This is a genomic window from Paenibacillus ferrarius, assembly GCF_002027705.1.
Lineage (GTDB): Bacteria > Bacillota > Bacilli > Paenibacillales > NBRC-103111 > Paenibacillus_E > Paenibacillus_E ferrarius.
This window is the reverse complement of record NZ_MBTG01000003.1, coordinates 199917-217334: the sequence shown is the minus strand read 5'-3', so window position 1 is coordinate 217334 and position 17418 is coordinate 199917. Positions and strand designations below refer to the sequence as shown.

Sequence of the window (17418 nt, the reverse complement as noted above, 5' to 3'; positions counted from 1 at the left end):
CTTTGAGCTTTCCGACAGGAAAGCTTGCATCGAAAGCATGGTCATCTTATTACAACAGAATATGATAACAAAGAAAAAAAGGTGAGTCCATGAGCACGAATTGGACATGTATCCTTTAATCGTTTTCACCTACCATGTTAACATTAAATGATTCCAAATGCACGCGTTAAGTTATGTATAAAAGAAAAAGCACAGCCGGCCCCGTGGGTATGCCTGACTGCGCCTTAAGCTTGCTTTATTGGATGCTTGATGTATTTTCCTTATTTTCGCTTAAGATCTCGTTTACCGTAGCCTTCAAGCTAGGATCTTCTTTGACGATTTTCTCCACTTGCGTCAAGTTGCTGGCTCCCGAATTCGTGAAGCTTTTAGGTGCTGTGGAGGTGCTGTTGAAGGTTTTACTTGTGAAGGTATCCTTCGCTTTATCTACTACTTTGCCCATGGATTCACTGGACGAGCTGAATGCTGAGAACAACATGGACTTGCTTTTACGATTCAGATAGACGACCGCTGCAGCACCGGCAATACCACCTAACAAAAATGTCCCTATTTTCATTGGGTCTCCCTCCATGCAAATTAGTATGAATCCTCTATAGGTTGCGCGAGTTCGTACGTCGACATACGCCAAATCAGGAGGAAAACAAAGGAGATATGAGATCATCGAAATGTGGTACTATAAGATAAGATCAACAAGTTATCAACCTGAGGAGAACCTAAATATGAAAACAAATAAAGCCAGTGTATTGTTAATTAGTGTCATGATACTGCTTGCAGCATGCAGCAATAATCAACCCAGCAAAGGCCCGGCAGCGGCTGCAAGTTCATCTTCCGCGCCAGCAGCAACAACCGCGTCAACCCCCAGTCCAGCAGCTACGCCCACTGCGACTCCGACACCAACGCCTGAGCCTACGAAACCTGCTCAACAAGAGGTCAAGAAGGAATATCATATGAACAAAAATTATGATATTGTCCCTAACGATCCGAACGGGAACAAAAAAGTGGTCCTCTTGACCTTTGATGACGGTCCCAAAGAACAAGAGATGAACCAAGCTCTCATTGACACGCTAAACAAACATAAGGCGAAAGCCATCTTCTTCATGAACGGATACCGAATCAAGCAGAAGCCTGAGCTTGTCAAGCTGGTTCACGATAGCGGAAACATCGTTGGGAATCATGCGTGGGATCACGATAATTTAAAAGATATGAACAAGGAAAAAACAGATCAGCAAGTGGACGATGTACAGAAAATTGTTAAAGAACTGATCGGAGAAGCCCCGCAATTTTTCCGACCTCCGTTCGGATCCGGCAGTGATTACCTGAAAAACAAAATCAAGAGCAATGGGATGCTCTATATGACATGGTCAAACGGTTCTCTGGACTGGGAAATGACCAATAAAAAAAATGACTCTGGCAAAGTCATTGAGAATGTCATGAAGCAGCTGCATAACGGAAGCAATATTTTGATGCATGAGCTGCCTTGGACAGTGAAAGCATTGGATACCTTGCTGACGCAGCTTGAAGAAAAGGGATACTCTTTCGTAGATCCCAATGCCATAGAACTTGAAATGAGATGAGAAAAGCCTTGCAAATCCACCAACGTGGGAATGCAAGGCTTTTACTTTTAATACTTGATTGTTACTGTTCTTGTACTTTCGTCATATGCCACATTCGCGCCAAGTGCCTCTGAAAGCAATCGGACCGGAATCATCGTTGTTTCATTAATAAGGAGTGCCGGGGTTTGGGTTATCGTCTCCACCCCATTTACGCTGAAAGCACTGCGATTGGTGTAAAAGAGAAGATTTTTATCCCCTTTTTTGTAAACGGCGGCCTTCAATTGATCATTCCATTCCACCGTTGCACCAAGCGCCGCGGCTAGATCACGAATATATAAATAAGAGCTGCCATCTTGAATGTAAGGCTTCTGCTTCATCGGAAAAGGAACTTGATCAAGGGTATAGGTATCTCCATTCAACCCAAAAGTCACGACATGTGCTCCGAGCTGAAGAGGCTGGGCCATCTGCGCCGTATAAGCAGCCGCGTCCGCATGAAGCTTAGCCACGCCTAAACCTGAGCTTGGTTCCGTATGGAACGTCCATTCTTTTGAGAAAAGCTTTGACGTGCCGTCTTCCATTACGGCGGATAGCTTAATTTTCGCTTTATACGTACGATCAAATGCGAGCGGCTTATCCGGCATGACAATAACTTCATTGGTCAAATGATTGTCGTTGCTTGAATCATTCTTGAGCAAGGTCAACGCGGTCCCGCTTTCATCGCGTATTTCGGCATCTACCAAGGTAACCTTCTTGACGCCTTGACCATTCACAGCAGCCATAACCGGGTATCCCACTGGATAGTTCAAGCTTGAATGAATGCGCAGCGGATCAGGCGTTTCATGTCCGTCAAAAGTAGTTGGCACATAACCATCATTACTGCTAGGAGAAACTACAATCTCTGGTGTACCACCGTCTGCGAAGCCGAATTCAATGACATGATAATCACCAGCTCGGAATACGCCTATTTCATTAAGATTTGGCGCCAAAAAAGGAGAACGATGATAAGGAGCATCAAACAGGCTGTCAATTGCTTCGATAAGAGACACCGGATTATAGGCGACATCTTCACTGCTGGCTCCTGTGTATCCGATATATTGCGCTCGTTCCTTTAACGATTTGCCAATAAATCCTGGCAATGCCGAATTCTCATCGTGCAGAGAGACCGACGTTTTTATCGGATCTATTTTATTTTGCGATAAATATTGGGCATGCTTCTGAGCCACGGTATTCAGCCCATCGCTGAATTTTACTTTGGAAAGTCCAAGCTTCATTCGATAATCATTAATGGCTTGAAGTCCGTCTTCCTGCTCTTTGCTTAAGGTTGAAGCCAAAGAAACCGCGGTATTGCTTACAGAGAATGACCATTCGACTTTGATCGGTGAATAGCCTTTGAATTGAAACTCCATTCTTGCTTGATAATTCCCGGGTGGCAAATCGGATTTGGGCACATAATCGTATTTCGCCGAGGCCGGATCATAATTGACGGCTACTTCTTCACCATTGACATAAAAGTGATAGCTTTCAGGTGTCATTCCATCACTGAATGTCACGTTAAGACCAATAACGGGACGTACAATGCCCACTTTTCCTTGCGGGTAATTCAAGTACTCGTATGTCAGCGCATAGGCGGGCTTGGCCGTCCAAATGAAGCTGGGTACAAGAAGAAACAAGATTGCTACAAGCTTAACATAGGAAATCCATCTCGGTGTTTTCAAGTTCCTCATCTCCCTGAATCTCCTCCTATAAGAAAGTATGCACAGCAAAAAAAGCTATGAATCTATCATAGCTTCTCATGTGCCATTATTCAATATAGTTCGACATAGTTCGACAGTCCTATTTTTATAGGTCTAGGTGTAATACTTAATCCCCCAAACGGTAAGACCGATGACAAGAATAATGAAAATCCAGAGTAGGGAGAGGTAGAAAATGCTAGTCCACTTTCCTTGCTCAGAAGGATGCACCACTTTGCGCGGCGGTAAATAAGTTTCATCAACTGGCATCTCCTCCGACCTACGATTAGACCGTAGAGGCGTGTTTCCTTCTACATTCATACGCTCTGCTCTTCCTCCTCCTTGCTGTAGCGAAGTATGCAGCCCATCACAAAATCAATTATAAAATGGGCAATAATAGGCGTCCATAGACTTCCTGTTTGAAGATAAATCCAACCAAGTCCATAACTAATACTAAAGACCATTCCTGTCATTAACCAGTGCTGTAAGTACCGAATGTGAATAGCCGCGAATAAAATACTCGTCCAGTAGGGTCCCCAAGCGTGTTGAATGGCTCCACGAAACAGCAGTTCTTCGCAGATAGCCACAATGAGTGAAATAAGCGCAATATGCCATAGCGCCCTTTTGCCAAACAACATTTCATTAATGCCGCCATCATCAGACACTTCTTTGGGTACCCATCTTGAGATCAAGATGTCGACACCAAGAACGACCAATGCAAATATACTTCCCCACAGAGGGATCTTCCAACCGCCCTGAAACGTGAACATGGAAAGAATATTTGAATTGCTCTGAAAAAATAGGATGATAATTCCGATAATAAGCGTAAGCACTTGGGTTATGTAGAGATTAAGCAATAAAGTTCGGTCATTTAATTCATTCATATCAACTTTGCCAAAACGAATGTTCTTGAAATCGAATTTTTTCATGGATGCTGCCTCTTTTCGTGACATATTCCCTTTTATAGCTATTTCCCCTATACTAAGTTAAAAGAAAAAGAGAGAATAAGGAGCTTGATTATGGATAAGCGTCTTACCCGCACAGATTATTTATTCGCCCTCATGTTTATCTTTATGCTTGTTTGTACCCTTGGCGCCTTTTTCTACGGTTTAAGAGTCGGCCAGGAAAAATCAGATCAAAAATATGACAAGATTTTGAACGCCGATAAAGCTGTCGTTCAAGAATTCGGAGCCTACGATCAACAAGTACTCGTATCATATTACCATACCATCTTTTTGCCCTTTAGGGAATTTCAGAATAAATGGTTTGAACGGATGAGTCAAATCGAACTTGGCAACTCTACCGTTGATGCTTCGGCAGTTCTGAAGGAGCTGTACAAGCTTGCAGATGAGAAATACACCGTCTTGCAAGGCAAGAATATGCCAGCCTCCTCTCCCTTGCTGGTTCAGTCCCATCAAGGCTATCTCAAAAGCTTAAAGCTTTTTGCAGATACCCTCAAAGGGTACCAAGGGAAGGCCAATGGATTAAGCGGCGGTCAGCTGCTGGATGCTATACAGAAAGATCCTTACTTCATTGAAGCGAAAGATCAGGCCTTGACCGCTCAGAAAAATTACTTTGATTCGATTGTCGCTTGGAACGGCACCATCGATCCGGATATCGAGAACTTCGATCCGAACAATAATGCCAATTTGGATCAATGGCGTGCCATGAACATTAATGTTAAGAATCTTTATATCACATCCAAATTGCTCAAAAACAAAACGTTTATCCCTTTTTATCCACAAGACCTCACAATTCGTATTGATGAATTCATTGCCTCCGGACAAGCCAAGAAATTAAACGTCAACGACGTAAATCAAACGATAGATCTACTGCTCAGTACGAATGCAGTTCGATCGGGTGACTTCGTCAAAGGTAAAGCCAAATGGTATCCGAAAGCGGATCTGCCTCAGCTGCCTTTCTTCTCGGATGTGAATTAAATGAAAAGCCGTGCGCTGCTGCGCTCGGCTTTTTGCTTTAATCGTATTGGAAGCCGCGAAGCATCGCAATTGCCGCCATGCCCCCATCCACATTAATGACACGTTCAATGCCATTCTCCTGTAAATACTCCGCTACGCGGTAGCTCCGCACGCCATGAGCGCAAACCAGATATATATCTTGATCCTCCGGAAGCTCTCCGATTCGTGGAGGAATCTGCTGCATTGGAATCAGCTTCGCTTCATCCAAATGATAATATTCCCACTCATGCAGTTCTCTGACATCAATAATGACACTATCTTTAAGTTCTTGCTCGTTCAGCAGGTCAAGAAATTTTTGCGGGTGAATGCTGGATATTTCCATCTTCTTACTTCCTCTCATCCTCTAATCACAACAATAGATAATATCCTGTAGAATAGCTAAAATCGGGCCAAAATACAAGCAAAATGACATTGCTTTCTCCTCACGATTGCATTAAAATAAACAAAAAGCTTTGAATCCGTTTGCACTAAAATCATTTGTAACTTTCCTGTAAAAATGATTCGACATGTATTGACACGATTTCAAACGCATGGTAATCTAATGAAAATTCTATCACAGTAAAGCGTTGACGGAGCCAAGCAAGTAAAGTAGCTTTCAGAGAGCCGATGGCAGGTGAGAATCGGCAGCGAATATTTGCGGAGCACTCCAGAGTTATTGCATTGAATTCAAGTAGATGCAATCGGTGCGGAACACGTTACAGTTCCAGGTCGCAAGACCAATTGAGGCTACCCGTGCGAATGGGCAGCGAACTAGGGTGGTACCACGAAAGCAATCTCTCGTCCCTTGGCTACAGACATGACATGTCTGTACCTGAGGGCTGGGAGTTTTTTTATGTTCATATTCTAAGGAGGAACCGAATTATGTACAAAGTTCTAGTATCCGATCCAATTAGTGACATGGGAATTCAAATGCTTTATGATGCAACCGATGTAGAAGTTGTTAAACAACCAGGTCTTTCTGAAGATGAACTTATTGCAATCATTGGTGATTATGACGCCCTTCTCGTTCGCAGTCAAACAAAAGTAACAGAGAAAATTATGAATGCCGGCACGAAGCTGAAGGTCATTGGCCGCGCTGGTGTCGGTGTCGACAATATTGATTTGGAAGCAGCTACCAAACGCGGGATTATTGTCATCAATGCTCCAGACGGGAACACAATTGCTACTTGCGAGTTGACGTTCGCTATGATGATGTCCACAGCGCGTATGATTCCACAAGCTTACAAAAAAACCGTTGGCGGCGAATGGGATCGCAAATTTATCGGGGTTGAGCTTCGCAACAAAACGCTGGGTATTCTCGGCATGGGACGTATCGGCAGTGAAGTTGCCAAACGCGCAAAAGTATTCGGGATGGAAGTTATCGGTTACGACCCTTTCCTAACGGAAGAACGCGCTGAGAAAATCGGTGTTAAGCTTGGTACTGTGAATGAAATTGTTGCCAAAGCTGATTTCATTACGGTGCATACACCACTTACACCAGAGACGCGCCATCTTATCTCCAAACCACAATTCGATATTATGAAAAAAGGCATGCGCCTTATCAACTGTGCGCGCGGCGGGATTATCGATGAAATGGCAATGGTCGAAGCTATTGATCAAGGCATTGTAGCTGGAGCTGCATTCGACGTGTTCGAAGTTGAGCCTCCGCAGCACGATCACCCTTTCTTGAACAATCCGAAAATTATCGTAACTCCACATCTGGGTGCTTCCACGATTGAAGCGCAAGAGAATGTTGCGATTGACGTATCCGAGGAAGTTCTTCACATTCTGCGCAACGAGCCTTTCAAAAATGCCGTTAACCTGCCGCCGGTTCCGGCGAATGTGTTGAATAAGCTGCAGCCTTATTTCGGACTTGGCGAAAAAATCGGTTCGATTCTTGGTCAAATCGCACAAGGTGCTGTTTATGAAATCGTCGTTAACTATGCCGGTGATTTAATTGATGTCGACACAAGTCCATTAACTCGCTACATTGTAAAAGGTGTGTTCGAGAACCAGCTTGAAGGCATCAATATCGTTAATGCGATGCATTTGGCCAAATCCCGCGATGTGAATATCGTGGTTCAGAAATCAAACACTTCCAACAGCTTCACCAACTTGGTAACTGTTACCGTGAAAACAAAACAAGAAGAAAAAACACTTGCGGGCACTTTATTAGCTGGTTACGGCGAGCGTATTGTTCGTATCGATCAATATCCGGTGGATTTCGCTGCTGAAGGCAACTTGTTATTAATTTCCCATAACGATAAACCTGGTATTATCGGTCGCGTAGGTACGCTCCTAGGAACGAACAACGTGAACATTGCAACCATGCAGGTAGGTCGTAAAGTGATCGGCGGTTCGGCTATCATGGTCTTGACGATTGATAAATCCGCTCCTGCCGAAGTACTGGAAGAACTGACGAAACAAGCAGAAATCGTGAATGTAAGAGCTCTTACGGTCTAATTATATCGACGAAATCACAAAGTGTTTCACGAACAACAAGATTTTGTCTGAATATTCTACAAAAATAAAGGCGTTTGCTGAGAGATCATCTCGGCAAACGCCTTTTTTATGTCGAAATCCGTGAGATTACGTTAATTTGGGTTCACAAGGCAGGAATAACGTAAATGTCGTTCCCTGTCCTAGCGTACTTTGCACGGTGACACTGCCATAATGGGCTTCTATGATGTTTTTGACGATGGCAAGTCCAAGTCCTGTTCCTCCCGACGAACCACGCGTACGGGCTTTATCCGCCTTGTAGAAGCGTTCAAAAATGAACGGCAAGTCTCCCGCAGGTATCCCCTGCCCCTCATCGGAAACCTCAATCCGAATTGCCGGCTTATTTTTGTAGACGGCCAGCTCTGCCTTCATCGCTATACGCGCCTCTGCGGCCGTATGTCGGAAAGCATTATCGAGCAGGTTCGTCAGCACCTGCTCGAGCCGATCCTCATCTCCCCGCAGGAGGATGAGTCGTTCGTCCGGCAGCTCGGTGCTTAACGCGATGCCGCGCTCTTTGGCAAGCACCGCGAATTTGCGGTGCATGCGCTTGATCAGGGAGTCTACCTCGACCTCCCTGAACACCAGCTCGAGATGGCCGGCTTCCATCCGCGCCAGATCGAGCAGGTCACGGACGAGCCGCCCCATGCGGAGCGACTCGTCGTGAATGACCTGCACCAGCTCCACGCGCTCTTCCGGCGTGGAGGGAATGTCGTCCAGCAGGGCTTCGCTGTAACCCTGCAGCATCGAAATCGGCGTACGCAGCTCATGCGACACGTTCGCCACGAAATCTTTGCGCAGCTTATCGAGCCGTTCTTCCTCCGTAACATTACGGAGGACGGCAACGGCGCCGCGCACCTGATCTCTTGTGTACAGCGGCGTCATCGCGACAGACCAGACGCCATTCTGTACATGAAGCTTCGTTGCCGCTTCCGAGGACTCATCCACAACCGCTTCGAACAAAGGAATCAGCGGGACAGGGATGGGGCTTGAGTAGGGATTGCTGAAGCTCGTTAGTCCCCAATCGCCAAGCGCGGTATCCTGCTTGCGGAAGCGCTGCGTTTCCTCGTCATCTTCCGACCATTCAATTTGACTCCACTCCTGCACAATCTTCTCACCTTGCGGATTCGTGAGCATCACGGACCCATTCGCATCCAAAGTTATCACAGCATCTGTCATACTGCGCAGAATGCTGGATAAATGCTCTTTCTCCTGACTGAGTGCGCGAATGCTCTCCTGCATCTTCTCGCCCATGTGATTAAAGGTTTTGGCGAGCTCCCCGATCTCATCCTTCGATTGGATCGGTACGCGAGTGCCATACTCGCCCATTGTGATGAAATCCGCGGCTTTTTTCAGCTGCTGCAGCGGTCGAGTGATTCGGGAGAATAAGAAGAAAGCGAAGAAGGTCGTCATCAGAAAGCCCACGATTGAAACATAGATAAACAGTTTAAGCATATACGTTTGTGTAGCTTCTAAGGATTGCAGGGATTGATAAATCATCGTAGCACCAACAATGCCGCCTTGCAGATTCCGCAGCGGAACCGCCACGACAAGATAATCGCTGCCCAACTTGAATTTCTCTTTGCCTGACATATTCACAGGCTTGGCTATCGTTTGACCCGCGAAGACGGGACGAAGCTCAGCTGCTGTATAAAAGTCCGAGACATGAAAGGTAGCTAATTCGCTGTTTTTGGAGATCGGCAGATCCATTTCTTTCATATCCGTCGAGATGATCAGCATTCTCGCATCTTGAAAGCCTAGCAGCTCATTGCTGAGCTGATAGAACTGTTCGTTGAACATATGACTAGAGGCTTCCTCCGAAAATTTGAGAGCCAGCTTCTCCATGTTATGCTTCTGATCATTGGCCTGAGAGAAGTAATTTTGCATATAACTGATAAGAAAAAAGCCTAGTATGAGCAGAACAACCCCAACTAAGCCGATAATCGTTAACCAAAGCTTCCCAACAACACTTCTGAAAATAAACACGTTATTTAGGCACCTCTAACTTATAGCCTACTCCCCATACCGTCGTAATCATTGCTGCAGCATCCGGGGAAACTTTGTTTAATTTCTCACGAAGTCGTTTCACATGCGTATCCACTGTTCGCAAATCTCCAAAAAACTCATAGTTCCATACATCCTTCAAAAGCTCCTCGCGCGAGAACACTTTATCCGGCGAAACCGCCAAATAATGCAGCAGCTCATATTCCTTCGGCGTTAACGCAACTTCTTGGCCTCCAGCTGTTACGCGGTGGGCATCATGTTCAATAATCAGGTTAGGAAATACAATATTATTGCTCGAGCTTGCATCCTTGGACAAATACGCTGTCGCGGAGGAGCGGCGAAGAATCGCTTTCACCCGATAAATCACTTCACGAGGCGAGAACGGCTTGACTACATAGTCATCCGCCCCTACTTCAAAGCCGCTAACTCGGTTCGTTTCTTCCCCTTTGGCCGTCAACATAATGACTGGTGTTGACTTCACTTGACGGAGGCGGGCACATACTTCAATCCCGTCAATTCCCGGCAGCATGACATCCAACAAAATCAAGTCAAAATCGGATTCTGTCGCCATGCGCAGCGCCGTTTCACCATCTTCGGCTTCTTCGATGATATAGCCTTCTTTCTCCAAATACATTCGCAGCAGCCTGCGAATTCTCTCCTCATCATCCACAACGAGTATGCTGGCTTTCATTTCCATGGAGCTTCACATCCTTATCTAATTTAGTTCAACTGATTTATACACCTGCATAGGAGTGCAGACCTGCAATGACAAGGTTTACCCCTACTAACGTAAACATAACCACAATAAAGCCAATGACCGTTAACCATGCTGATTTCTTACCTTGCCAACCTTTGGAAAGACGCAGATGAAGAAATACCGCATAGAAGAGCCAAGTAATCAAAGCCCAGACTTCTTTGGGATCCCAGCCCCAGAAGCGGCCCCAAGCCTCTTGCGCCCAAATCATCGCGAAAATTAAGGCGCCTAATGTGAAAATCGGATATCCGATGGCAATGGCGCGATAACTGATTTCATCCAAGTCCTCGGCATCCATTCCCTTGACAACAGGACCAATGGCTGCGCCTAACGGTTTGCGCGTAACTAGTCGCGCTAAGCCATACAAGATCAGGCCTCCAAGCACAGACCAAATCACCGTGTTGAGCTTCCGTCCAGCGCTTGCCCCTTCCATCCAGGACGGAGCTGCGAATAATGGCTCTTTCATTCCTAAGAATGGCTTCATCTCAACAACATCCATGCCATAAGGTTTCACGATTGGCGGTAATACATAAGTTTCGTTCTGAGTATTCGTTTGTTGTTTCCCTTGCGTGTCCGTAACAACCACTTGCTTCGAGAAAACAGCCTTATAGCCAGAGCCGTTGAATGTGAAGATGGAGGCAATGAAAGCAACCAGCATCAGAATGAAAAAGAGCGTAAGCTCCACGCCTCTTTGTTCGCGTTTATCGACTTTGGTTTTCCCTGAATAGTCAACAGCACGCAGCAGATACATTAATCCGCCGGCAAAGCCTACGCCAAAGAATGCCTCTCCTGTCGCTGCCGTTGTTACGTGAATTTTAAGCCAGTAGCTTTGCAAGGCCGGAATTAACGGTTGTACTTCACTTGGAAATACGGAAGCATAAGCGATAATGATAAAACCAATCGGCAATGCGAAAACACCAAGTACCGGAGTCCGGTAAATCAGGTAGACAATCAAGAAGGCAAACATGATCATCATGCCCAAAAAGGTCATGAATTCGTACATATTGGAAGTAGGGATATGACTTCCTTCAACCCATCGTGTGAAAAAGAAAGTGACATGACAAGCAAATCCGGCAACTGAGGCTAGAAAAGCGACAAATCCCCACTTTTTGGTATGTTGTTCTGGATCGCGATTACTCCATTTCCTTCCGGTAATAGAAAGGACAAAGAGTAAAAATGCGGCCAGGTATACGAAAAAAGCAATAAGTAAAAAGGTGCTGCTGACTGAATTTACATTCACCCTTGATTCCCTCCGGTGTCTAATGATTTTGGTGAAACTTCCAAATCGTTCTTCTTCAACGCGGCTGCGACTTCATTGCGAAGGCCAAACCAATTCTTGTTCGTATGCCCGCCCAAGGTCAGCTTGCCATTGTCAATCCGAATCCAGATCCGGCGATGCTGCCAATAAAAGCCCATAATGACCCCGATCATGAATATCGCAGATCCTACCCAAATATACGGCATCGCTTTGTCCACGCGAATGTTCAAGTAAGTCGTATAGTTTGCGAACTGCACGCCTTCCATGCTGCCTACAGCAAGCTTTAACTTTTGACTGATAGCGCCGTTAATGGTGTCTTGAGAGAATGATTCTTTATCTATTTGCCGTGGGAAATACATATAAGGTTCACCGTTGGCAGCAAGCCCTGGGCCTGTGATGCTGAATATAAATGCAGGCGCTTTCGGTTCGTTGGACAAACTGATCGGCTGACCTTTCTCCAGTCCAAATTCAGGGAAATACCCTTTTAACGTCAGCTTATAAGGTCCTGCTTGATATGAATCCTTCGGATTGTTCATTGGCAAGTCAAAACTTCCGTATGATTCACCAGTCGCCGGGTTGCTTAGCGTAGGTCTGACAGAAATGAGCAGAGGTGTCGATTTGTAGTCAAATTGATACGCTTGCAATCCTTTGTAATCAAGAGGATGGTTCACCAGAATGCTGCTTTTATGTACTTCTTCCAGAACCGGCTCTTTATCCGAATCTTCGCAATTAGCCGAGCAGTGATACAAGACAGCTTGCGTTTCATAGGTTTTGGGAACCACTTGCCCCTTTTCCTTGATACTTTCCGGCAGGTCCTTCTCATCGTAAAGCTCTAAAGTGAATTTCTCATTTTTGATAAAATAAGACGTATGCGGGATTTGCTTTGTTTCGCCTTCCAGAATGCCCATATACTGATCCATATGCCAACCTGGAATACTTCTCATCAGGACACCAATCAGGAAAATAATGAGACCTATATGGTTAATATAGGGACCCCAGCGGCTAAAACGATACTTCTCGGCGAGAAGCGCCTTGCCGTCTTTGTCTTTATGTATGCGATAGCTTTTTTTGCGCAAAATGGTGCCCAGCTTGCTTGTCCAAGCTGCTTCATCCGTGCCCGCAGGAAGATCAGCTGTAAGCGTAACTTTTTGGCGAGTAAGGAAATTCAAATGTTTGCGGATTTGCTGTTTGGATAAGGCGCGGTACAACGGCAGTACTCGGTCCAAGCTGCAGATCACCAGCGATGTCCCAATCATGAACAACAAAGTGATGAACCACCAGGAATTGAACGTATGGGAAAAACCAAGCACATGATAAATAGTTCCCAAAGTCCCATAGTTTTCTGAGTAATACTGCGCAGGATCCATATCAAGGAACGTATTCTCTTGGGGAAAAATGGTTCCGACAGCAGAAGCTATGACAGTAAAGAAAATAATCCATACCGCTATTTTAACCGAGGAAAAGAAATTCCAGACTTTATCCAAAATCGAAGGATTGGATTTCTGCGAACGTCGAGCCATTCCGTCATAGCGCATTTCCAGTATATCTCTGCCATCTATATCAATCAGCGGATTTCCACATGATTCACAGAGTGTAGTACCTGTGGGATTTTGATGCCCACAATCGCATTTGGTGTTGTAGAACAGCATGTTGACCTCCTGAAAACTTCAAGCGTTTAATCGGTTTAAGACTTATCGGCAACAAGCTTACCTAACGTTTCATCTATGAACGATTCGGTCATTTGGCCTATTTTTTTGACAACAATTTTGCCGTCAGCTCCAATAAAGAAAGTCGTCGGGTAATCCATGACACCGTACTGTTTGCGTACGACTTCTTTGGCATCCAAAAGAACAGGCAGATTCAATTTGTATTGCTCCATGAAGCCTTGGACGGTAACTTTATTCTTGTCGACATTAACTTCTAGAAAAACAACGCCTTGCTTGCTCCACTTATCATACTGCTTTTGCAGCGCAGGCATTTCTTCCTTGCAGGGCGGACAGAAAGTGCCCCAGAAATTGATCAAAACCGGCTTGCCCTTATAATCCGATAATTGATGGTTTTGTCCGTCTAAACCGACCAAAGTGAAATTCGTCGCTTTGTCCCCTTCTTGCGGGTACTTTTTGCTGCTTGAAGCCGACAAATTCGTAATAATGGTAAATACGCCAATAATAAGCACAATTGCAAATATCGCAATCTGTACCCATTTCTTCCTTGCACCCACAATTTATCACCTTCGCTTTTTCGACAATGTTAGTAGTTCCTAACTGGGTAATACCTTTATTATAACGAAAAGAAGGCCAATTCTTATTGGCCTTTTTGAACGTTATGTGTCGTGAGAGCCTCGTTCCTAAGCTCTTCAACCTCTTTGGGCGTCAAGTGGCGATACTTCGCTCTTGGCAAGCCAGTCAAAAAGATTGGACCAAATTTGATGCGTTTTAATTTGATAACGGGAAAGGAAATCGCCTCGAACATCCGTCTGACTTGTCGATTCCTGCCTTCGTAGATCGTGATCGTAATAATGGACTCATTCTTCTCCATATTCACGTCCGCGTACTCGACTTCGGCCGGTGCCGTAAGTCCATCCTCTAACTGTATGCCCATTTTTAGCTTGTCTAATAACGTGCCGTGCGGAACGCCTTTGACTGTAGCTTGATAAGTTTTAGGTACATGATGCTTCGGATGCGTAAGCAAATGCGCAAATTCGCCGTCATTTGTTAAAATCAGTAAGCCTTCCGTATCATAATCCAGTCGTCCGACCGGATAAACGCGTTCTCTGATCCCAGGCAGATAGTCGGTTACAACCTTGCGTCCTTCTGGGTCCGTTGCACTTGTAATAACGCCCTTGGGCTTATTCAAGATCACGTAGATTTTCTTCTGTTGGCCGATGGTACGCCCATCCACCTTAATTTCATCTTCGTCCGTGTTCACTTTCACGCCAAGCGTAGTGACGACTTCGCCGTTCACTTGAACTCGTCCGGCTGTAATAATTTCTTCACATTTCCGTCGGGAAGCTATTCCCGCTTCAGCCAATACTTTTTGCAGTCTTTCCATGATCCGCTTTCACCTCAAGCTAATGATAACGGACTTACCTCTAAATCTCAAGAGCAGAGGGATAATCTATGCGACATCTTTTAAACAAATACCATATAACAGATAACAATGGAGGCAACAAAGCCAACAAGATCCGAGATTAAGCCTACTTTCAACGCATAGCTGGCTTTACGAATTCCAATAGCCCCAAAATAAACCGTTATCACATAGAGAGTCGTATCTGTGCTCCCCTGCACGGTTGAAGCTATGCGTCCAATCATTGAATCCGGGCCAAACTGCTCGATGAGATCCGTGGTAAAGGCTAAAGAGCCCGCTCCCGTTATTGGACGCAGAATAGCTAAGGGCAGCACTTCAGTTGGAACGCCCAGGCGATCAAACAAAGGATGCATCCAGCCGAGCAGTAAATCCATCGCCCCCGAAGCTCGAAACACGGAGATCGCCACCATCATGCCTACGAGATGGGGAATGATTTTGATGGCTGTATCAAAGCCTTCTTTGGCGCCGTCGACGAACGATTCGTAAACAGGCACTTTTTTGTAGGCCGCATATAAAGGAATAAACACAATCATAATGGGGATGGCCCAAGCAGAGATGAGAGAAACAAGGGCATACACTTGACATCATCCTTTCAGCGGAGGAATTGGCGAGCGAGACCTGCGGTACCAACGGTCTACAACAATCGCTGCAGCGGTAGAGATGATGGTTGCAATCAGCGTCGTTCCTACGATTTCCGCTGGATTGACTGAATTGTAATTCATCCGAATAGCAATTAATGTCGTCGGAATTAAGGTTACGCTAGACGTGTTTAGCGCGAGCAGCGTACACATCGCTGTACTTGCTGTTTCTTTGTCGGGATTAAGCTTTTGCAGCTCTTGCATAGCTTTAATGCCCATCGGGGTAGCAGCATTCCCAAGCCCCAGAATGTTGGCGCTCATATTCGACATAATATAACCGATTGCCGGATGGTTTTTCGGAACACTCGGGAATAAGAAGCGGATAGCCGGCTGCAGAAGCCTGGCGATTTTGCTTAGAATGCCGGCATCCTCCGCTATTCTCATCATCCCCATCCAAAACACAAGCACACTGATCAATCCAAAGCAAACCGTAACCCCACTTTTAGCCCCATCAAATGCGGCTTGCGTAACGGCCTCAATATTCCCGTTTAATGCGGCTACTGCAAATCCCACCACTATAAAAAATAACCAGATCCAATTCACCATGGCTATGTCCCCCTAATCTGCCCACTCCGATTCAGAAATCATAAACAATTCCCTGACTAATACTCTGAACACATAGCCATAGTGGGAAAGCAGCGTTTCCTTGTAAGCTTCTCCTTGTTGGAAGGAGAAGGTAGATTGACTGGCTGATTGCAGCAGTGGACTTGTCTTCTCATAAAGCGGTATCGTCCCAATAATGGCGTCTTTCAATGATATTTGCAGCGTACCTCGTTCGCCTAACCGATAGGAAGTCGTTGCTGGATCAGCCAGCGTCACTTTGCGCTTCACCAATGCCGCTTCACCTTCAGCCAATGGATAAGAAAAATTTCTGGAGACAACGTCCGTTGTCCCTTCAACCGCGTCCCCTTTTCTAACGATGGTTTGCAGAGGATAATACGTAAAGCCATATTGCAGCAAACGTGCATGATCGCCCCAATCATCCGGATCGTTCAGCGTAACTACCGCCAGTTGATGCCCATCTTTCGTAGCCGAAGAGACAAGACAACGCTTGGCCAGCTTCGTGTAACCGGTTTTGACACCGTCTGCTCCTTCGAACAGGCTCAGCATTTTGTTTTTGTTCAGCCACGAGTAATCCCATGCCTCATTCGGATTCGGCACTTTCTTCAGCTTCGTGGATACAATATCCTGGAACACGCTGTTTTTCAAAGCGTAAGCCGTCAGCTTCGCCATATCGTTCGGGCTGGAGCGGTGACCTTCCCCCTCATCCAAGCCAGAAGGGTTTGTGAAATGCGAATGATCCATGCCCAGCATCTTTGCTTTCTCATTCATAAGGTATACGAAGCCGTCTATGCTGCCCCCAATATGCTCAGCAATAGCAGTTGCTGCATCATTGCCGGAGCGCAGCATCAAACCATAAAGCATGTCATGGAGCCTCATCTCTTCGCCCAGCTTCAAGTAAATCGACGAGCCTTCCTTGCCAAAGGCATTTTTGCTCACTTTTACCTTATCGTTCAAATTCCCCTGTTCAATGGCAATAATGGCCGTCATAATTTTCGTTAGACTAGCAATTCGCATGGGCGTGTCCCCTTTTTGACTATAGAGGATACGCCCCGACTCCACATCAATCAAGGAAGCGCCAACCGCATTCGTATGGATGCCAGGCGGTGCTGCTTCCACTTGTGCCAGTGGAGCGAGCAGCAAACCAACCAGTGTGCTGCACAATAAGATGAACCGGACTTTTTTCTTCATGGTTTTCCCCCTAGACCAAAGAACTTGTACCCACCACCAACACAAAACTTTGTACAAGTATATGCTTGCAGATTGGGGATATGTCCAAGACTTGTCTTCCTTTGTTGAAAGAACGGGTTGTATGGGGCGAAATTTCATTCTAATACGTTGCGGATGCAGGTAGTTATCTTCTCATTGGAATTTGTACAATG

17 protein-coding genes and 1 other annotated feature are annotated in these 17418 nt (G+C 45.6%); of the genes, 3 read left to right on the top strand and 14 right to left on the bottom strand.

The window, feature by feature from the left end; all coding sequences use genetic code 11:
- Positions 1-235: 235 nt before the first annotated feature.
- Positions 236-553, bottom strand: coding sequence for a hypothetical protein (locus tag BC351_RS05115; protein ID WP_079409634.1), 318 nt, complete (start codon positions 551-553; stop codon positions 236-238).
- A gap of 163 nt (positions 554-716) precedes the next feature.
- Between BC351_RS05115 and BC351_RS05110 the strand changes: the two genes are divergently transcribed.
- Positions 717-1571, top strand: coding sequence for a polysaccharide deacetylase family protein (locus tag BC351_RS05110; protein WP_079409633.1), 855 nt, complete (start codon positions 717-719; stop codon positions 1569-1571).
- A gap of 47 nt (positions 1572-1618) precedes the next feature.
- Here the strand turns inward: BC351_RS05110 and BC351_RS05105 are convergent, their stop codons facing one another.
- The 3 genes from BC351_RS05105 to BC351_RS05095 all read right to left on the bottom strand — a co-directional run bounded on the left by BC351_RS05105 (position 1619) and on the right by BC351_RS05095 (position 4209).
- On the bottom strand, positions 1619-3274 hold the full coding sequence (locus BC351_RS05105; protein ID WP_079409632.1) for a stalk domain-containing protein: 1656 nt from the start codon (positions 3272-3274) through the stop codon (positions 1619-1621).
- Between the two features lie 123 nt (positions 3275-3397).
- The gene (locus tag BC351_RS05100; protein WP_079409631.1) at positions 3398-3601 is read right to left on the bottom strand and encodes a hypothetical protein; all 204 of its coding nucleotides are present in this window, start codon (positions 3599-3601) and stop codon (positions 3398-3400) included.
- Positions 3598-4209, bottom strand: coding sequence for a CPBP family intramembrane glutamic endopeptidase (locus BC351_RS05095; RefSeq protein ID WP_079409630.1), 612 nt, complete (start codon positions 4207-4209; stop codon positions 3598-3600). Before BC351_RS05095 ends, BC351_RS05100 begins: the two co-directional genes overlap by 4 nt.
- 90 nt (positions 4210-4299) lie before the next feature.
- Between BC351_RS05095 and BC351_RS05090 the strand changes: the two genes are divergently transcribed.
- Positions 4300-5220: a hypothetical protein gene (locus BC351_RS05090; protein WP_079409629.1), complete on the top strand. Its 921-nt coding sequence runs from the start codon at positions 4300-4302 to the stop codon at positions 5218-5220.
- A 37-nt stretch (positions 5221-5257) separates the two neighbouring features.
- On the opposite strand, the gene BC351_RS05085 is transcribed toward BC351_RS05090, so the two are convergent.
- Positions 5258-5581, bottom strand: coding sequence for a rhodanese-like domain-containing protein (locus BC351_RS05085; protein WP_079409628.1), 324 nt, complete (start codon positions 5579-5581; stop codon positions 5258-5260).
- 235 nt (positions 5582-5816) lie between these two features.
- Positions 5817-6047, top strand: a binding site (T-box leader).
- A 73-nt stretch (positions 6048-6120) separates the two neighbouring features.
- Between BC351_RS05085 and serA the strand changes: the two genes are divergently transcribed.
- On the top strand, positions 6121-7701 hold the full coding sequence (serA, locus tag BC351_RS05080) for a phosphoglycerate dehydrogenase (protein WP_079409627.1): 1581 nt from the start codon (positions 6121-6123) through the stop codon (positions 7699-7701).
- A 126-nt stretch (positions 7702-7827) separates the two neighbouring features.
- Here serA and BC351_RS05075 read toward each other — a convergent pair whose 3' ends face one another.
- The 9 genes from BC351_RS05075 to BC351_RS05035 form a co-directional block, all read right to left on the bottom strand.
- Positions 7828-9720, bottom strand: coding sequence for an ATP-binding protein (locus BC351_RS05075; RefSeq protein WP_079409626.1), 1893 nt, complete (start codon positions 9718-9720; stop codon positions 7828-7830).
- Between the two features lies 1 nt (position 9721).
- Positions 9722-10435 (bottom strand): response regulator transcription factor, encoded by a 714-nt coding sequence (locus BC351_RS05070; RefSeq protein ID WP_079409625.1) that lies wholly within the window; start codon positions 10433-10435, stop codon positions 9722-9724.
- Positions 10436-10472: 37 nt separating this feature from the next.
- Positions 10473-11732, bottom strand: a complete 1260-nt coding sequence (gene ccsA / locus BC351_RS05065; protein WP_079409624.1) for a cytochrome c biogenesis protein CcsA — start codon at positions 11730-11732, stop codon at positions 10473-10475.
- The gene (gene resB / locus BC351_RS05060; protein ID WP_079409698.1) at positions 11729-13396 is read right to left on the bottom strand and encodes a cytochrome c biogenesis protein ResB; all 1668 of its coding nucleotides are present in this window, start codon (positions 13394-13396) and stop codon (positions 11729-11731) included. Before resB ends, ccsA begins: the two co-directional genes overlap by 4 nt.
- A gap of 38 nt (positions 13397-13434) precedes the next feature.
- Positions 13435-13971 (bottom strand): redoxin domain-containing protein, encoded by a 537-nt coding sequence (locus BC351_RS05055; protein ID WP_079409623.1) that lies wholly within the window; start codon positions 13969-13971, stop codon positions 13435-13437.
- Positions 13972-14054: 83 nt separating this feature from the next.
- Complete coding sequence (locus tag BC351_RS05050) at positions 14055-14801, bottom strand: pseudouridine synthase (RefSeq protein WP_079409622.1); 747 nt, start codon at positions 14799-14801, stop codon at positions 14055-14057.
- Positions 14802-14881: 80 nt separating this feature from the next.
- Positions 14882-15415, bottom strand: coding sequence for a spore maturation protein (locus BC351_RS05045; protein ID WP_079409621.1), 534 nt, complete (start codon positions 15413-15415; stop codon positions 14882-14884).
- A 6-nt stretch (positions 15416-15421) separates the two neighbouring features.
- Complete coding sequence (locus tag BC351_RS05040; protein ID WP_079409620.1) at positions 15422-16021, bottom strand: nucleoside recognition domain-containing protein; 600 nt, start codon at positions 16019-16021, stop codon at positions 15422-15424.
- A 12-nt stretch (positions 16022-16033) separates the two neighbouring features.
- Positions 16034-17227, bottom strand: a complete 1194-nt coding sequence (locus BC351_RS05035; RefSeq protein ID WP_079409619.1) for a D-alanyl-D-alanine carboxypeptidase family protein — start codon at positions 17225-17227, stop codon at positions 16034-16036.
- Positions 17228-17418 lie beyond the last annotated feature (191 nt).

What these genes read in the sequence shown, in the direction of transcription:
- BC351_RS05090 (WP_079409629.1), top strand. Translation starts at nt 4,300, where the DNA reads ATGGATAAGCGTCTTACCCGCACAGATTATTTATTCGCCCTCATGTTT.
- BC351_RS05105 (WP_079409632.1), bottom strand. Translation starts at nt 3,274, where the DNA reads ATGAGGAACTTGAAAACACCGAGATGGATTTCCTATGTTAAGCTTGTA.
- BC351_RS05050 (WP_079409622.1), bottom strand. Translation starts at nt 14,801, where the DNA reads ATGGAAAGACTGCAAAAAGTATTGGCTGAAGCGGGAATAGCTTCCCGA.
- BC351_RS05070 (WP_079409625.1), bottom strand. Translation starts at nt 10,435, where the DNA reads ATGGAAATGAAAGCCAGCATACTCGTTGTGGATGATGAGGAGAGAATT.
- BC351_RS05100 (WP_079409631.1), bottom strand. Translation starts at nt 3,601, where the DNA reads ATGAATGTAGAAGGAAACACGCCTCTACGGTCTAATCGTAGGTCGGAG.
- BC351_RS05115 (WP_079409634.1), bottom strand. Translation starts at nt 553, where the DNA reads ATGAAAATAGGGACATTTTTGTTAGGTGGTATTGCCGGTGCTGCAGCG.
- BC351_RS05095 (WP_079409630.1), bottom strand. Translation starts at nt 4,209, where the DNA reads ATGAAAAAATTCGATTTCAAGAACATTCGTTTTGGCAAAGTTGATATG.
- BC351_RS05085 (WP_079409628.1), bottom strand. Translation starts at nt 5,581, where the DNA reads ATGGAAATATCCAGCATTCACCCGCAAAAATTTCTTGACCTGCTGAAC.
- serA (WP_079409627.1), top strand. Translation starts at nt 6,121, where the DNA reads ATGTACAAAGTTCTAGTATCCGATCCAATTAGTGACATGGGAATTCAA.
- BC351_RS05040 (WP_079409620.1), bottom strand. Translation starts at nt 16,021, where the DNA reads ATGGTGAATTGGATCTGGTTATTTTTTATAGTGGTGGGATTTGCAGTA.
- BC351_RS05035 (WP_079409619.1), bottom strand. Translation starts at nt 17,227, where the DNA reads ATGAAGAAAAAAGTCCGGTTCATCTTATTGTGCAGCACACTGGTTGGT.
- BC351_RS05110 (WP_079409633.1), top strand. Translation starts at nt 717, where the DNA reads ATGAAAACAAATAAAGCCAGTGTATTGTTAATTAGTGTCATGATACTG.